General features: G+C 61.4%; 14 protein-coding genes. 8 read left to right on the top strand and 6 right to left on the bottom strand.

Annotated features, from left to right (window positions below):
- Nucleotides 1-54 precede the first annotated feature (54 nt).
- Both IB266_RS10060 and IB266_RS10055 read right to left on the bottom strand, forming a co-directional pair.
- The gene (locus IB266_RS10060; protein ID WP_192261105.1) at nt 55-2,589 is read right to left on the bottom strand and encodes a CS1-pili formation C-terminal domain-containing protein; all 2,535 of its coding nucleotides are present in this window, start codon (nt 2,587-2,589) and stop codon (nt 55-57) included.
- Nucleotides 2,590-2,714: 125 nt separating this feature from the next.
- The gene (locus tag IB266_RS10055) at nt 2,715-3,200 is read right to left on the bottom strand and encodes a CS1 type fimbrial major subunit (protein WP_192261104.1); all 486 of its coding nucleotides are present in this window, start codon (nt 3,198-3,200) and stop codon (nt 2,715-2,717) included.
- A 422-nt stretch (nt 3,201-3,622) separates the two neighbouring features.
- On the opposite strand from IB266_RS10055, the gene IB266_RS10050 reads away from it, so the two are divergent.
- From IB266_RS10050 to purT, 4 genes are all read left to right on the top strand, one after another.
- On the top strand, nt 3,623-4,204 hold the full coding sequence (locus tag IB266_RS10050; protein WP_192261103.1) for a PadR family transcriptional regulator: 582 nt from the start codon (nt 3,623-3,625) through the stop codon (nt 4,202-4,204).
- Nucleotides 4,197-4,982 carry a siderophore-interacting protein gene (locus tag IB266_RS10045; protein WP_192261102.1) on the top strand — a complete coding sequence of 262 codons (786 nt, stop codon included), beginning with the start codon at nt 4,197-4,199 and terminating at the stop codon, nt 4,980-4,982. The genes IB266_RS10050 and IB266_RS10045 overlap by 8 nt, the downstream gene beginning before the upstream one ends.
- A 262-nt stretch (nt 4,983-5,244) precedes the next feature.
- Nucleotides 5,245-5,712, top strand: coding sequence for a preQ0 transporter (locus IB266_RS10040; RefSeq protein WP_192261101.1), 468 nt, complete (start codon nt 5,245-5,247; stop codon nt 5,710-5,712).
- A 102-nt stretch (nt 5,713-5,814) separates the two neighbouring features.
- The gene (gene purT, locus IB266_RS10035) at nt 5,815-6,996 is read left to right on the top strand and encodes a formate-dependent phosphoribosylglycinamide formyltransferase (protein ID WP_192261100.1); all 1,182 of its coding nucleotides are present in this window, start codon (nt 5,815-5,817) and stop codon (nt 6,994-6,996) included.
- 263 nt (nt 6,997-7,259) lie between these two features.
- Here purT and IB266_RS10030 read toward each other — a convergent pair whose 3' ends face one another.
- Nucleotides 7,260-9,674, bottom strand: coding sequence for a glucose/quinate/shikimate family membrane-bound PQQ-dependent dehydrogenase (locus tag IB266_RS10030; RefSeq protein WP_192261099.1), 2,415 nt, complete (start codon nt 9,672-9,674; stop codon nt 7,260-7,262).
- Nucleotides 9,675-10,171: 497 nt separating this feature from the next.
- Here IB266_RS10030 and IB266_RS10025 point away from each other — a divergent pair, with 497 nt between their 5' ends.
- Together IB266_RS10025 and IB266_RS10020 are read left to right on the top strand one after the other, a co-directional pair.
- Nucleotides 10,172-10,402, top strand: coding sequence for a VF530 family DNA-binding protein (locus IB266_RS10025; protein WP_003205228.1), 231 nt, complete (start codon nt 10,172-10,174; stop codon nt 10,400-10,402).
- A 12-nt stretch (nt 10,403-10,414) separates the two neighbouring features.
- A complete protein-coding gene (locus IB266_RS10020) occupies nt 10,415-11,071 on the top strand; it encodes a Pr6Pr family membrane protein (protein ID WP_412548305.1) in 657 nt (218 codons plus the stop codon).
- Nucleotides 11,072-11,189: 118 nt separating this feature from the next.
- On the opposite strand, the gene IB266_RS10015 is transcribed toward IB266_RS10020, so the two are convergent.
- From IB266_RS10015 to IB266_RS10005, 3 genes are read right to left on the bottom strand one after another with little or no spacing between them, the layout of a single operon-like run.
- Nucleotides 11,190-11,399 (bottom strand): DUF1289 domain-containing protein, encoded by a 210-nt coding sequence (locus tag IB266_RS10015; protein WP_024619283.1) that lies wholly within the window; start codon nt 11,397-11,399, stop codon nt 11,190-11,192.
- A complete protein-coding gene (locus IB266_RS10010; protein ID WP_060740825.1) occupies nt 11,396-11,920 on the bottom strand; it encodes a gamma carbonic anhydrase family protein in 525 nt (174 codons plus the stop codon). Before IB266_RS10010 ends, IB266_RS10015 begins: the two co-directional genes overlap by 4 nt.
- Before the next feature lie 16 nt (nt 11,921-11,936).
- A complete protein-coding gene (locus IB266_RS10005; protein WP_060740824.1) occupies nt 11,937-12,536 on the bottom strand; it encodes a CoA pyrophosphatase in 600 nt (199 codons plus the stop codon).
- 145 nt (nt 12,537-12,681) lie between these two features.
- Between IB266_RS10005 and IB266_RS10000 the strand changes: the two genes are divergently transcribed.
- Together IB266_RS10000 and IB266_RS09995 are read left to right on the top strand one after the other, a co-directional pair.
- On the top strand, nt 12,682-13,233 hold the full coding sequence (locus IB266_RS10000) for an NUDIX hydrolase (protein WP_092166299.1): 552 nt from the start codon (nt 12,682-12,684) through the stop codon (nt 13,231-13,233).
- A gap of 47 nt (nt 13,234-13,280) precedes the next feature.
- Nucleotides 13,281-13,787: a L,D-transpeptidase family protein gene (locus tag IB266_RS09995; RefSeq protein WP_192261097.1), complete on the top strand. Its 507-nt coding sequence runs from the start codon at nt 13,281-13,283 to the stop codon at nt 13,785-13,787.
- The last annotated feature ends 907 nt before the right edge of the window (nt 13,788-14,694 follow it).

The raw sequence follows: 14,694 nt of genomic DNA, 5'->3' as shown, positions 1-14,694 counted from the left end.
TCTCCTGGTGAGTTGGTGTTATCGTTCATCGCGGGCAAGCCTTGCTCCTACAGCTCATGAACGCTGCTTCGCCGGGTCAGCCGCGGCCAACGTGCTATCGGCCAGGCTGTCCGGGGTGCAGCGCAGGTCGCCGATCATCAACACGTCGCCTTCCTCACTGGCGGTTTCCGGGTCGAGGCGGAAGCGGCAGAACAACTCGTTGCCGTAGCGCACTTCCAGGGTCGGGGACGCGGCATTCATCTCCATGGAGAAGAACCCGTCCACCTCGCTGACGCCGCGGCTGGCGTGGTTGATCACGTGATGGCCCTTGAGCGGCTGGCCCTGTTCGTCCAGCAGGCGGCCGAGCACGGTCACGGTTTTCATCACGCTGACCTTGCGGTAGTCCACGCCGCCCTTGTTCAAGTGATAGCGGGTGCGGGCCGGCTCGATGCTCGCCGCTGGCGGATGGACGCCCTCGAAGTCGAAGGTGACCATGCTGTTTTTATAAGCGGTGATCGGCACGAAGTTACGGCCCGGATGCAACGTGGTGCTGCCGCCAGTCAGGTCGTCGGCGCGCAGGACGATGTTGTCCAGGTCGGTCTCCACGTCGACGATCATCCCTGCGCCGCGACCTTGCGGCACCCCGGTGAAGGCGGCTTTGCGGCCGCCCACGGCCACCGTGCTGCTCAGGTTCAGGCCGCCGGTGAGGTTGTCGTTGTAGGACGAGCGCTGGATGAAACCATCGCCGTAGAGCGAGTCGGTACTGAAGCTGGCGAGGCCGGACAGGCCCACGCCATAGGTATCGGCCAGCGCCGTGGCGGAGACGCTTTGCAACACGTGGTCCTGGAGGTCGCGGCGATAGGTCAGCGAGGCATTGTTGTCCCGGTCGCCTTCGCGGGAGGTGCGGGTGCCAATGCTGCCCGACCAGTATTCGCCCGGGCCACCCAAGGCCACGCTGAGGCTCAGGTCCACACCGCGATTACGCCGGTCGTTGGTGCTCGAAGAGCCGGGGCGGTCGAACACCGACAACCGCCAGTTGGCATCGCTGCCACGCAGCTTGGCGCGCTGGGTCCAGCCCAGGTCCAGGCCCGTGCCCTGGATATTGCCTTCGCTGTAGGCCAGCCGCCCGTTGATGGAGGTCTTGTTGCTCAAGCGATGATTGACCGACAGCGACGAGTTGCTGGTGTGGCCGACGTACACGTTGCGCTGGCGGATACGGGTGCCGTCCGGCAGGGTCTCGTAGGTGTTGCGGGTGTCCAGCCAGCTGCGGTTGTGGCTGGCCACGACGCTGCCACTGCCGTAGCTGTACATGCCCTGCAAGTCCATGCCATTGCCGTACTGTTCGGTCTGGTAGACATTGGCGTACAAGCTGGTACTGCTGGCCAGCGTCCAGTCCACCGAAGTGCCCACTTGCAGTTTGTCCTGCACCTGGCGCATAGAGCCCCCCAGGATCACCCGTGGGTGCAGCAGGTAATTGACGCCGAGGCCCGCCGTGGTGAAACCCGAGGGCTGGTCGTCCCAGTTGCTCCACAACCGGGTTTCGCGCCCAGCGAACAGGTTGTAGCGCCAGCGATCTTCCGTGCTGCTCCAATTGCTGGGTTTGTAGACCAGTTCCTGGCTGGTGGCGGTGGTTTGCCCGTCCTCGATCAGCCGGACTTCCACTTCGTAGATACCGCCAGGCAATGGTCGGGTGTCCAGGCTCTGCAAGCCGGCGCTGACGGCCTGGGTGTTGATCAACAGGCCGCTGCGATAAATCTCCACCGACGCCTGGCGGCTGGCGGTGACATAAATGGGATAGACGCTGGGCTTGGGATTGTCGACGACCAGGCTGTCGGAACTGCCGAACATCACCCCCAGCGCAGTGTCCGGGTTGGCGCCGAACGAACGGATCTGACGGTTCAGGCCATCGGAGCTGGGCGTGAAATAACCCAGGCGGAAAAATTGTCCTTCCAACTCTCGTTGGGTATAGAGCTCGTGGACGGCGTGGTAAATCTTGTCGTCCGGCCCGCCAAGACGCGAGAGCTGAAGGTCCAGGGACTGGCTCCAGTTGCCCACGCTGGAACTGGCGTTGAGGCCATAGCGCCCCCCCGTGTCCTGTTCCTGGCCACCATTGAGATTGAGTTGGTTATTGAAGATAAGACCGAAGCTGCCCTCTTTGGGCTGGTCGTAAAAACGCCGGGGCTCGGTCGAGCGCTCGACGTCTTGGGTCAGGATCGACACCAAGGAATTCTCGAGGCTGTAATGCACGGCCAACAACCCCGCCGAACAATTGGTTTCACAGGCGCCGAGCGTGATGCCCTGCTTGAGGCGTTGTTCCCATTGCTCGCGTTCGACAGCCTTGATCGAACTCTCTTGGGTGTCGGTGAATTCAAGCAAGGTAATGCGATCATCGCGCGTCAGGACCACCATGGCTTCACCGAGATACTGTTGATTGAGTTCAATACGAACGGCGATGGGCACATCGAAGAAGTGGGACTCAAACTCCGCCGGCAGCCCCTTGGCCTGGGACAGCAGGCTCTTCGGCGTTGTACCGGGGGCAGTCGGCGCGGCCAATGCGCTGGCGCACAGCAACAGCGCGAGCGCACCCGCGATGGGTGTCATCGGTAACATCAACGGACTCTCATAATCAGCGAGCTATGGGGGTATTTCAGATGCGGGCCGACCGGTCGGGGAGAACCGGTCGGCCTGCTGCCAGACCCGGGGGGAAGGTGAGACTCACCGGGCAGCGAATGGCATTACGGGCGTGGCACGGCGTCGAAGATGACGGTCATGTCGGCGGTGTACACACCATTCTGGGTGTTGAGAGGCTTGGCCGGGAGGATGACCATCTCGGCCTGGGTCCCTGGGGTGGAGGTTGCATCGTCAACCACTTCCTGGGACATGGCGGTCAGGGTGACGCCGTTGAAAGTGGTGGTCAGGTCGATGGCATCCCTGCCGTTGTACAGCGCAGCCGGGCCGTTTTCGATGTAGGCATTGACCGAACCGACGGTGTTTTTCACGTTGTAGGTCTGGCGCAGCGAAGTCAGGGTGCCGTTGACCGTGTTGTACGTCATGGTCTCGTTCTTACCCCAATTCGCGTCAGTTGGCTGCACGTGGAACTGATCGGTCGGGATATTTGCGGTGATATGGATGGACGAACGTGCGTCGTCAGCAGCGAAAGCCAGCGAAGAACTCAGGGCCGCGGCGGTCAGGGAAGCTGCGGTTACGATTTTCATGAGCATTGTTGACACCTGTTCATAGCAATAAAGAGGGAAGGGCTGAAGTTGCAGGCCAAATACAGCTTGGCGTGCCCCTTTCAACGCCGGTGCATGATCGTCGCTCTTTAATTAAAAATAAGCAGGAAAGTTCGCATAGGCTTGTAGTAAAGCGAACATACAACACAGAGAAAAATACGCAATTTTCGATAAAACGTAACTTTTAATGTAAGAGCATTCCCACATTCCCACTAGTTACGGTTAATACTTCCTGATACCCACCCAGTTTCGTCCCGCAAACTTAAGGGATTCAGGTAAGGTCATACTTCACTTCTTGTAGGACCAAACCAAGATATATCTTCATTTCAAGATATATCTATATAAGCGAAGATATATCTGAAGTCAAAGATATATCTCGGTTCTATTTATGCGCAACAGAGAGCAAAAACATGACAGTCCTTTATTCCCCTTCCACTCATGAACAGGGTCGTCAGGATGGCTTCGAACGACGTTCGCCCGGTCGCGAGCGCGGCAGTCGCGGCCCACGGGTTTTCGTCGCCGGTGACTTGAAATTGCTGTTGCTGGCCCTGATTGCCGAGAAACCTTGCCACGGCTACGAGCTGATCCGGCAGATCGAGTCCATGTTCGACGGTGCCTACAGCCCCAGCCCCGGCGTGATCTACCCGACCCTGACCCACCTTGAAATGGGTAAGATGATCAGCGGCGACGCCGAGGGTGGAAAAAAGTGTTACAGCGCGACCGATGCCGGACGTCTATTCCTTCAAGACCAGGCCGAAGCGCTGGACGGCGTGCGGATGCGCATCGAAACCAGCAAGCGCACCCTGCGTGACCAGGATCGGCCTGCCGAGATCCACGAAGCGGTGGGTCACCTGCGTGATGCGCTACAGATGCATCAAGGCCGCTGGAGCCCGGAAGAAATCCTGCGGGTAAGCGGCCTGCTTAACGACACCGTCAAAGCCATCGTCGACGGCCCTGCCCGTCCCTCAGTTTCGGAGTCAAGCAATGACTGAATACGATCCAAACACCATTCACCGCGTCAGCCACGAGATCAAGCGTCGCCGCCTGCAAGTGTTGCGGGTGGTGGACCTGACCCCACGCATGCGCCGCATCACCCTCGGCGGGCCGGAACTGGCCGGGTTCGCCAGCCTGGGCACGGATGACCATGTGAAATTGCTGTTCCCGCAGAACGCCGAGGAACAGGCCGCCCTGGATAACTTCAACCCCAGCGCGGGCAAGGCCCAGGGCCCGATGCCCGAGATGCGCGACTACACGCCACGCCGCTATGACCTGGACACCTTGGAGCTGGACATCGATTTCGTGCTCCACGGCGACGGCCCGGCCTCGACCTGGGCGGCCCAGGCCGAACCCGGGCAATACCTCAATATCGCCGGGCCCCGGGGCTCGATGATCGTGCCGGACATCTTCGACAGCTACCTGCTGGTCGGCGACGAAACCGCCCTGCCCGCCATCGCCCGCCGCCTCGAAGGCCTGGCGCCGAACCGACGGGCCCTGGTGGTGGTTGAAGTGGAAAACGGCGCCGAACAGCAGATCCTCCAGAGCCCGGCGCAGGTCCAGGTGATCTGGGTATTGCGCGAAGGCCGCCAGGACAACCTGCTGCGAACCGTGCAACAGCTGGAAATGCCCGGCGGCAAGCTGTACGCCTGGGTCGCGACCGAGAGCAAGGTGTCGCGGCAGATTCGCAAGGTGTTGCTGGAGGAGAAAGGGTTGGACCAGGATTTGGTCAAGGCCGTGGGGTATTGGAAGGCGGAGGGTAGTGAGGAAGATTGAGGTACTGGCGGCGGCTGAACTACCCTGTCCCTCTGCACAACACAGAACCCCGTGGCGAGGGAGCTTGCTCCCGCTGGAATGCATTGTAGGAGCTGTCGAGTGCAACGAGGCTGCGATCTTTCCCCAAACACTTGAGTCCCAAGCGAAAGATCAAAAGATCGCAGCCTTCGGCAGCTCCTACAGAGCCCAGCGGGAGCAAGCTCCCTCGCCACGGGGATATCGCTGTTCTTAATGATTCGCAAGACATTTCACCAGGTACCCCATGCTCTTCCTGATCGCTTACATCGCCAGCGTCGTGCTGATCAACTTCGCGTTTTCCGCCGCGCCGCACCTGGACATCATCTGGTCGGCCTGGGGCGGGCTGGTGTTCATCCTGCGGGACATGGTCCAGACCCGTTTCGGCCATGGCGCCATCGTGGCGATGCTGGTGGCGCTGGTGTTGTCCTACGTCACTTCGGATCCGACCATCGCCCTGGCCAGCGCCACGGCATTCGCCGTGTCCGAGTGCATCGACTGGCTGGTGTTCACGATCACCAAGCGCCCGCTCCATGATCGGCTGTGGATCAGTTCGGCCCTGAGCATTCCCCTCGACACCTTCATTTTCTTCGGCCTGATCGATGCCCTGACGCCAGGCGTGGTGATCACCGCCCTGGCCTCGAAATTCGCCGGGGTCACGGTCGTCTGGCTGATCATGGCCTGGCGTTTGCGCAAGCAAACCGTCGCCACCTGAAGCCAAACCCCGCTGTTCATGTAAAATGCCGCGCTTTCTCCCCATGGGAAGCTCGCCCGGCGCGCAACCCGCGATGATCCGCTCCTGTTTGAGGACCTTCAGATGACCCGTATCGGAACTCCATTGTCGCCCACCGCGACCCGCGTTTTGTTGTGTGGCAGCGGTGAGCTGGGCAAGGAAGTGGTAATCGAGCTGCAGCGCCTGGGCGTCGAGGTGATTGCCGTGGATCGCTACGCCAACGCGCCGGCCATGCAAGTGGCCCACCGCAGCCATGTGATCAACATGCTCGACGGCGCCGCCCTGCGTGCGGTGATCGAGGCCGAGAAACCGCACTTCATCGTGCCGGAAATCGAAGCCATCGCCACCGCCACCCTGGTGGAACTGGAAGCCGAAGGCTTTACCGTGATCCCCACCGCCCGCGCCGCGCAGTTGACCATGAACCGTGAAGGCATCCGTCGCCTGGCCGCCGAAGAGCTGGGCCTGCCGACGTCGCCGTATTTCTTCGCCGACACCGTCGAAGGCTACCGCAAGGCCGTGGAAACCCTGGGCTTCCCCTGCGTGGTCAAGCCGGTGATGAGTTCCTCGGGCAAGGGCCAGAGCCTGTTGCGCAGCGCCGATGACGTGCAAAAAGCCTGGGACTACGCCCAGGAAGGCGGCCGTGCCGGCAAGGGCCGGGTGATCATCGAAGGCTTTATCGATTTCGACTACGAAATCACCTTGCTTACCGTACGTCACGTGGGCGGCACTACCTTCTGCGCACCGGTCGGCCACCGTCAGGAGAAAGGCGACTACCAGGAATCCTGGCAGCCCCAGGCCATGAGCCCGGCGGCCCTGGCCGAATCCGAGCGCGTGGCCAAGGCCGTGACCGAGGCCCTGGGCGGTCGTGGCCTGTTTGGCGTCGAGCTGTTCATCAAGGGCGACCAGGTGTGGTTCAGCGAAGTCTCGCCACGCCCGCATGACACGGGTCTGGTGACGCTGATTTCCCAGGACCTGTCGCAGTTCGCCTTGCACGCCCGCGCCATTCTCGGCCTGCCGATCCCGCTGATCCGCCAGTTCGGCCCCTCGGCGTCGTCGGTGATCCTGGTGGAAGGCCAATCGACCCAGACCGCGTTCGCCAACCTGGGCGTGGCCCTGAGCGAACCGGACACCGCCCTGCGCCTGTTCGGCAAACCGGAAGTCAACGGCCAGCGCCGCCTGGGCGTGGCCCTGGCCCGCGACGAATCCATCGAAGCGGCCCGTGCCAAGGCGACCCGGGCTTCGCAAGCGGTGAAGATCGAACTGTAAGGCTTGCAGGAACAAGGCCTATGGGTGCAAGCCTGTGGGAGCAAAGCTTGCTCGCGATACAGGCGACTCGGTTTCAAAGACCGTGTTGTGTTCATCGCGGGCAAGCCTTGCTCCCACAGACCTTGCTCCCCACAGCAAGCTTTGCTCCCTACAGGCTGAACTACTCCCACAAGCTTTGCCACACCAAGCCTTTCTACATTGCTGGATAAATAAAAAGGCGACACCCGCAAGGGTGTCGCCTTTTTCATGGGCGCCGGTTTTGCTTAATCCGGCAGTTTGTAGGCAATCACATAATCACCCTGCTTGGTCCCCAGGGAGCCATGACCACCCGCAACGACCAGCACGTATTGCTTGCCGTCTTTACCGGTGTAGGTCATCGGCGTGGTCTGGGCACCGGCGGGCAGGCGGCCTTCCCACAGCTGCTTGCCGTTTTTCACGTCATAGGCACGCAGGTACTGGTCCAGCGTACCACTGAGGAACGCCAGGCCGCTGCCAGTGGTGAACGTGCCACCCAGGCTCGGAACCCCCATGCTCAGCGGAATCGGTACCGGCGAGCTGTCGCGCACGGTGCCGTTCTTGTGTTTCCACAGGGTCTTGTTGTTGGTCAGGTCCACCGCCGCGACATAACCCCACGCCGGCGCCTGGCAAGGCAGGCCCATCGGCGAGAGCAGCGCTTCGAGGATCACGCCATACGGTGCGCCTTTGTTCGGCTGCACGCCTTCGGTTTCGCTCTTGCGACCCGGACCACCGGCCACTTCCGCCGCTGGCACCAGCTTCGACTTGAACGCCATGTAGCTCGGGTTGACGAAGGCGATCTGGCGCACCGGGTCCACCGAAATGCCGCCCCAGTCGAATACGCCGAAGTTGCCCGGGTAGACGATCGAGCCTTGCAGCGACGGCGGGGTGAACATGCCGTCATAGCGCAGCGACTTGAAGTCGATCCGGCACAACATCTGGTCGAACGGGGTCACGCCCCACATGTCGCGTTCCTTGAGGACCGGCGGCACGAAGTTCAGGTCGGACATCGGTTGGGTCGGCGAGGTGTGGTCGCCCTCTACCGCGCCTTGCGGCACCGGGATTTCCTTGATCGGCACGATCGGCTGGCCATTGCTGCGGTCCAGCACGTAGATGCTGCCCTGCTTGGTCGACGCCAGGACGGCGGGTTTCACGCCATCGGCGGTCTTCATGTCCATCAGCGTCGGTTGACCGCCGACGTCCATGTCCCACAGGTCGTGGTGGGTGAACTGGAAGTACCAGCGCACCTTGCCGGTGGCGATGTCCAGGGCGGTCAGGCCGGCGGCGTATTTTTCCGATTCCGGGGTACGCATGCCACCGAACTGGTCGGGGGTCTGGTTGCCCATCGGCAGGTAGAGCATGCCGAGTTTTTCATCGACGCTGAACATGGACCACATGTTCGGCGAGTTGCGGGTGTAGGTCTGGCCTTCGGCAATCGGCGTGGTGTCGTCCGGGTTGCCGCTGTCCCAGTTCCACACCAACTTGCCGGTGTGTACGTCGTAGGCGCGGATCACACCACTCGGCTCGTCGGTGGAGACGTTGTCGGTGACGTGGCCGCCGATCACTACCAGGTTCTGGGTGACCGCCGGTGGCGAGGTGGAGTAGTAACCGCCGGCCGTGAAGCCGCCGATGTTGGCGGTGAGGTCGACCTGGCCTTTGTCGCCGAAGTCTTCACACATCTTGCCAGTGTCGGCGTTGAGGGCAATCAGGCGGGTGTCGGCGGTCGGCAGGAAGATCCGCCGCGGGCACACGGTGCTGGCCGGCGTGGTGCTGGCGCTGCCGGTGGGACTCTGCTCGGCGGAAGCGTAAGCAGCGTCATCGTGGTAGGTCACGCCACGGCAGGTCATGTGGGCCCAACCCTTGAAGTTTTCCGCTTTTTGCGTGGAAAGCTTCGGATCGAAACGCCAGATTTCCTTGCCGGTTTCAGGCTCCAGGGCAATCACCTGGCTGTGAGGCGTGCACACGTAGAGCATGCCGTTGACCTTCAGCGGAGTGTTTTCGGCGGTGGTTTCACCCGGATCGTTCGGCCCTGGCAGGTCGCCAGTGCGGTAGCTCCAGGCTTCTTTCAGCTTGCTGACGTTCTCGGGGGTGATCTGCACCAGCGGCGAATAGCGGTCGCCGTGGGCGCTGCGCCCGTAGGAGTTCCAGTCGCCGTCCGGCATGGCCGGAGCGGTGTTGGTCATGCCCGGCACGGCGTCACGGTCCAATTGACCTTTGATTTCACCCGGGTTGGTGAACTGGCTGGCGAGCGCCGCGACACCAGCGATGACTACGGCGGCGCCCAATGCACGGGTGCCCATGGCCGAGGCATCGGCAGTCAACAACGGGCGACGGAACCACGGCAGCAACATGACGATGCCCAGGGCAAACAGCAGCGCCAGGCGCGGCACCAGTTGCCACCAATCCAGGCCCACTTCCCACAGCGCCCATACGGTGCTGGCGAACAGCACCAGTGCGTACAGGCCCAGGGCCGCGCGACGGGCCATGATCAGCAGCACGCCGGTCAGCGCCAGGCCGATCCCGGCCAGCAGGTAATACCACGAGCCGCCCAGCGTGCTCAGCTTGACTCCCCCAGCCAGCAGGGCCAGGCCCATCAATAGAAGCAGAATGCCGAGCAGGCTCGGTAGCAGACGGCTTCGACTCAAAGCACCCTCAGTGCTCATAGTGTGATTCTCCGTGATGTTTTAAGGAGGCCCGCGCAAGTAGTCACTGTAGATGACGATCTTGAGGGGGCATGGTTCAGTTGAAAAAAGCAAATTGGCTGCCGCGATCCCTGTGGGAGCGAGCTTGCTCGCGATGGCGGCGTGTCAGTCGGCTTCAATGTTGGATGTGCAAGCGTTATCGCGAGCAAGCTCGCTCCCGCAGGAATTCACCAAGACAGCGCTGTCTTTCAGGATCGGGACATTGGGCATTCATCAGATCTTTCAGCAGGAATGAGCTGGACGCAGAGGCTTCGGCACAACAGAAGAAGCGTTTCAGCAGGCGGCGCAAGGATAATGTCCTGTTCTCGATAGAGAAAGGGCTTTTGTTGACATGGATCATCTCGGATTTGGTAACAGTGCGCCTGGCCCGGGAGCCCCACGATGAAGGCTATGCTTCCACCACAAGGGCACCTCGGCTAAGGTGCGCGGCTTTACCCTTTTTTGCGCGAAGGCCTCCCATGACCGAACCCAACAACAACCCGCTGCACGGCGTGACGCTGGAGCAGATCCTCAACGCCCTCGTGCAGCACTACGAATGGTCGGGCCTGGCTGAACGCATCGATATCCGCTGCTTCAAAAGCGACCCGAGCATCAAGTCGAGCCTGACCTTCTTGCGCAAGACCCCCTGGGCGCGGGAGAAAGTCGAGCGCTTGTACATCAAGTTGATGCGCACCAAACGGCCGGTCTGAGCCGCCGTGGAGATTGATAGAGGTCCTCGCCTCACCCTGCGCCAGCGCTTCGTGTCGGTCACGGCGCTGCTGGCCTGGTCGGGGTTGAGCATCCAGTTGTATCTGATCCTGCTGGGTCGCTGGGAACTGGGGGCGAGCCTGCTGGGCGGGTTGGTGAGTTTCTTCAGTTTCTTCACAGTACTGACCAACCTGTGGGTGGCGGTGGTCCTGACCTGGGAGCTGACCCCTCGCCCAGCCCCGGCCCGCCGCTGGTTCCTGCAGCCCAGCGTACGCAGCGGCGTCGCCGTGAGCATCGCCCTGGTCAGCCTGGCCTACAACCTGCTGCTGCGCCACCTCTGGCAACCCGAAGGCTGGCAGTTCGTGGCCGACGAACTACTGCATGACGTGGTGCCCTTGCTCTACATCGCCTATTGGTGGCGGTGGGTGCCCAAAGGCAGCTTGCGCCTGGGCCACATCGGGCTGTGGATGATCTATCCCTTGGTCTATTTCGCCTATGTCCTGCTGCGGGGGGATTTACTGGCGGCCTACCCCTACCCTTTCATCGACGTGGCGAATCTGGGTTATCCACAGGTGTTCATCAATGCCGGGGGGATACTGGCGGGATTTGTCGGGATTGCGTTGGGGGTGGTGGGGTTGGGTCGGTGGACGGGACTCAAGGAAACACCATGATCCCCTGTGGGAGCGAGCTTGCTCGCGATAGCGGTGGTCAGCGCGAGACACTGTTGAATGTACCTCCGTCATCGCGAGCAAGCTCGCTCCCACAAGGGGTTGTGTTCCATCTCCGACATCACCGCCTCGCCGGCAACATCCACACCAACCCACTGGCCTTGGCCCGTTCATGACACAACGCCAAGACCCCGCGGCGTTCGTCGTTGTCCATCCGGCTCCACCGGGTAATTTCCGCCACGGTGCGCTGGCAGCCGGTGCAGATGTCGTCATCGTCCAGCGCGCAGATGTTCACGCAGGGCGAAGGCACCGGGCGTTCAGGGGCGCTCATGGTTCCTGCTCGGCCAGGTCGCGGGCATAGCGCTGCGAGTTGTGCACATAGTGCGCTGCGCTGGCCACGAGCATGTTCTTCTGGGCTTCGGTCAATTCACGCACCACCTTGCCGGGCGAGCCCATCACCAGCGAGCCGTCGGGAATCTCCTTGTTTTCGCCGATCAGCGCATTGGCGCCGATGATGCAGTGCTTGCCAATCTTCGCGCCGTTGAGGATCACTGCGTTGATGCCGATGAGGCTGTAGTCGCCCACCGTACAGCCATGGAGCATGGCATTGTGGCCGATGGTCACGCCGGTACCGATGGTCAGTGGATAACCCATGTCGGTGTGCATCACCGTGCCGTCCTGCACGTTGCTGTCCTTGCCGATCAGGATCAGCTCGTTGTCGCCACGCAGCACGGCGTTGAACCAGACATTGGCGCCCTCTTCGAGGCGGACCTTGCCCACCAGCGTGGCGTTGGGTGCGACCCAGCTCTGTGGGTGGGTTTCGACACGGGCATCGCCCAGGCGGTATTTCATGGGAATCCTCGGGGCATCAGGTATTGATGAAACTCTTTGGCGGGGTGTGCAGGTCGATCTCGGCGTCGTACAGCAGGTTGACCAGTTCGACGATCATGATCGCCGTCAGCCCCCAGATCTTGTACTCGCCAAACCGATAGCTGGGCACATACCAACTGCGACCCTGGTAGTCGATCCGGTGCGTGTGTTCGCGCGGATCCTTGCGGAAAAACTCCAGCGGCACGCTGAATACCGCCGCGATCTCGGCATCGTTGGCCTGGTATTCGACGTAGTCTGGAATCACCCCGACATACGGCGTGACCTTGATGCCATGCAGCGAGATCAGCGGGCTGAGGGGGCCGATCACTTCCACCAGGCCAGGGGGCAGGCCGATTTCTTCTTCGGCTTCGCGCAGGGCGGTGAAGATCAGGTCCGGGTCTTCCGGGTCGCGACGCCCGCCGGGGAACGCCACTTCGCCGCCATGGGTCGATAGCCCGCTGGCGCGCAGGGTCAGTACCAGTTCCGGTTCGTCACTGCGGGTGATCGGCACCAGCACCGCGGCTTCAGGGAAACGTCGGTCGGCCTGCAGGTCGTGTGGGGTGTGGTTGCTTACTCGATGCAGTAGCTCGTCCAGCATGAGACTTCTCGATTTATTCGCTACCTTGCATCATGCACCAATCATTCAAGCGGCCCAACCCCCGCACCGCGTCGTGTCGCGAAACGACAACTTGCCGACACCTGCCGCGCACGCCAAGATAGGCGCAGCATTCAGGAACCCAAGCATGAAATTCTGCAGCCAGTGCGGTAACCCGGTGACCCAGCGCATACCCGAAGGCGACTCGCGCCTGCGCTTCGTTTGCGACACCTGCCACACCATCCACTACCAGAACCCCAACATCGTGGCCGGTTGCGTGCCGACCTGGGGCAGCAAGGTGTTGTTGTGCCGACGCGCCATCGAACCGCGACGCGGCTACTGGACGCTGCCTGCAGGTTTCATGGAGAACGGCGAGACCATCGAACAGGCCGCCGTGCGGGAAACCGCCGAAGAGGCTTGCGCCCGGGTGCGAAACTTGAGCATCTATACGCTGATTGACGTACCGCATATCAGCCAGGTACATGTATTCTTCCGCGCCGAACTGGTGGACGAGGATTTCGCCGCCGGGCCCGAGAGCCTGGAAGTGAAGTTGTTCGAAGAAGCGGACATTCCCTGGGACGAACTGGCTTTCCGTACGGTGGGCCGCACCCTGGAATATTTCTATGCCGACCGCCGGGCGGAGGATTACCCGGTGCGATCCGAATCGATCCCGCCGCTGGCTCAGCCGGCCAACACCTGAAAAAACCAATCGAATATAGCCGCGACACCTCTAGGGATATCGTTTCAATGCGCTGGTTGCTTGTCCTGTTCTGCTTGTCGTTCACCGTTGTGTCCCAGGCCGCCGCGGTGGGAACCTACAACGGCAAGGTCATCGAAAAAGTGCTGGTGCTCAAGTCCGCCCATCAATTGCAATTGATCAACGACGGCAAGCCGCTCAAGACCTATCGCATTTCCCTGGGCAAGGGCGCCAAGAAAGGCCCCAAGCTGATCGAGGGCGACAAACGCACCCCCGAAGGTTTTTATTGGCTGGACTGGCGCAAGACCAGTGACCGGTTCTACCTGTCGATGCACATTTCCTACCCCAACATCAGCGACGCCGCCCGCGCCCGCCGTGAAGGCGTGGAGCCGGGGGGCATGATCATGATCCACGGCACCCCGGACAGCGAGGAAAACCCTGAACAGCTGTTCCATACGCTGGACTGGACCGATGGCTGCATTGCCATGCGCAACGTGGACATGCGCGAAGTCTGGAACCTGGTGCCGGATGGCACGATGATCGAAATTCGTCCGTAGCCCCTCTGTGGCAAGGGAGCTTGCTCCCGCTGGGCTGCGAAGCAGACCCAAGCAGGCAACTCCACTTGCCTGACACACCGGGTTGTCAGGTTTTGAGACCGCTTCGCGCCCTAGCGGGAGCAAGCTCCCTCGCCACAAAAGCCCTCTGGCCCGGCATCAAATCTTCGTTGCATGATCTGGCCTTATCGCGAGCAAGCTCGCTCCCACAGTAGTTTTGTGTTGTGCATAAAACTTGGGATCGACACCCGCCCCTGTGGGAGCGAACTCGCGATGAGGCCGGCACTTACTGCATCAAGTCCGAAGCTCTACCCAGTCCAAGGCCTTGTTCGCCAACAATGCCTCCACTCAATCACCTGCGTAGCCCTCTGTGGCGAGGGAGCTTGCTCCCGCTGGGCTGCGAAGCAGACCCAAGCAGGCAACTCCACTTGCCTGACACACCGGGTTGTCAGGTTTTGAGGCCGCTTCGCGCCCTAGCGGGAGCAAGCTCCCTCGCCACAAAAGCCCTCTGACCCGGCATCAAATCTTCGTTGCATGATCTGGCCTTATCGCGAGCAAGCTCGCTCCCACAGTAGTTTTGTGTTGTGCATAAAACTTGGGATCGACACCAGCCCCTGTGTGAGCGAACTCGCGATGAGGCCGGCACTTACTGCATCAAGTCCGAAGCTCTACCCGGTCCAAGGCCTTGTTCGCCAACAATGCCCCCACTCAATCACCTGCGTAGCCCTCTGTGGCGAGGGAGCTTGCTCCCGCTGGGCTGCGAAGCAGACCCAAGCAGACAACTCCACTTGCCTGACACACCGGGTTGTCAGGTTTTGAGGCCGCTTCGCGCCCTAGCGGGAGCAAGCTCCCTCGCCACAAAAGCCCTCTGACCCGGCATCAAATCTTCGTTGCATGATCTGGCCTTATC

This window comes from Pseudomonas sp. Pdm06, from assembly GCF_014851795.1.
Classification (GTDB): domain Bacteria; phylum Pseudomonadota; class Gammaproteobacteria; order Pseudomonadales; family Pseudomonadaceae; genus Aquipseudomonas; species Aquipseudomonas fluorescens_AA.
The sequence above is the reverse complement of the archived record's forward strand: the minus strand, read 5'-3'. Positions and strand labels throughout refer to the sequence as shown.

Bases quoted from the DNA above. Each gene is read 5' to 3' on its own strand.
- IB266_RS10060 (WP_192261105.1), bottom strand. From the start codon at position 2,589: ATGTTACCGATGACACCCATCGCGGGTGCGCTCGCGCTGTTGCTGTGC.
- IB266_RS10055 (WP_192261104.1), bottom strand. From the start codon at position 3,200: ATGCTCATGAAAATCGTAACCGCAGCTTCCCTGACCGCCGCGGCCCTG.
- IB266_RS10050 (WP_192261103.1), top strand. From the start codon at position 3,623: ATGACAGTCCTTTATTCCCCTTCCACTCATGAACAGGGTCGTCAGGAT.
- IB266_RS10045 (WP_192261102.1), top strand. From the start codon at position 4,197: ATGACTGAATACGATCCAAACACCATTCACCGCGTCAGCCACGAGATC.
- IB266_RS10040 (WP_192261101.1), top strand. From the start codon at position 5,245: ATGCTCTTCCTGATCGCTTACATCGCCAGCGTCGTGCTGATCAACTTC.
- purT (WP_192261100.1), top strand. From the start codon at position 5,815: ATGACCCGTATCGGAACTCCATTGTCGCCCACCGCGACCCGCGTTTTG.
- IB266_RS10030 (WP_192261099.1), bottom strand. From the start codon at position 9,674: ATGAGCACTGAGGGTGCTTTGAGTCGAAGCCGTCTGCTACCGAGCCTG.
- IB266_RS10025 (WP_003205228.1), top strand. From the start codon at position 10,172: ATGACCGAACCCAACAACAACCCGCTGCACGGCGTGACGCTGGAGCAG.
- IB266_RS10015 (WP_024619283.1), bottom strand. From the start codon at position 11,399: ATGAGCGCCCCTGAACGCCCGGTGCCTTCGCCCTGCGTGAACATCTGC.
- IB266_RS10010 (WP_060740825.1), bottom strand. From the start codon at position 11,920: ATGAAATACCGCCTGGGCGATGCCCGTGTCGAAACCCACCCACAGAGC.
- IB266_RS10005 (WP_060740824.1), bottom strand. From the start codon at position 12,536: ATGCTGGACGAGCTACTGCATCGAGTAAGCAACCACACCCCACACGAC.
- IB266_RS10000 (WP_092166299.1), top strand. From the start codon at position 12,682: ATGAAATTCTGCAGCCAGTGCGGTAACCCGGTGACCCAGCGCATACCC.
- IB266_RS09995 (WP_192261097.1), top strand. From the start codon at position 13,281: ATGCGCTGGTTGCTTGTCCTGTTCTGCTTGTCGTTCACCGTTGTGTCC.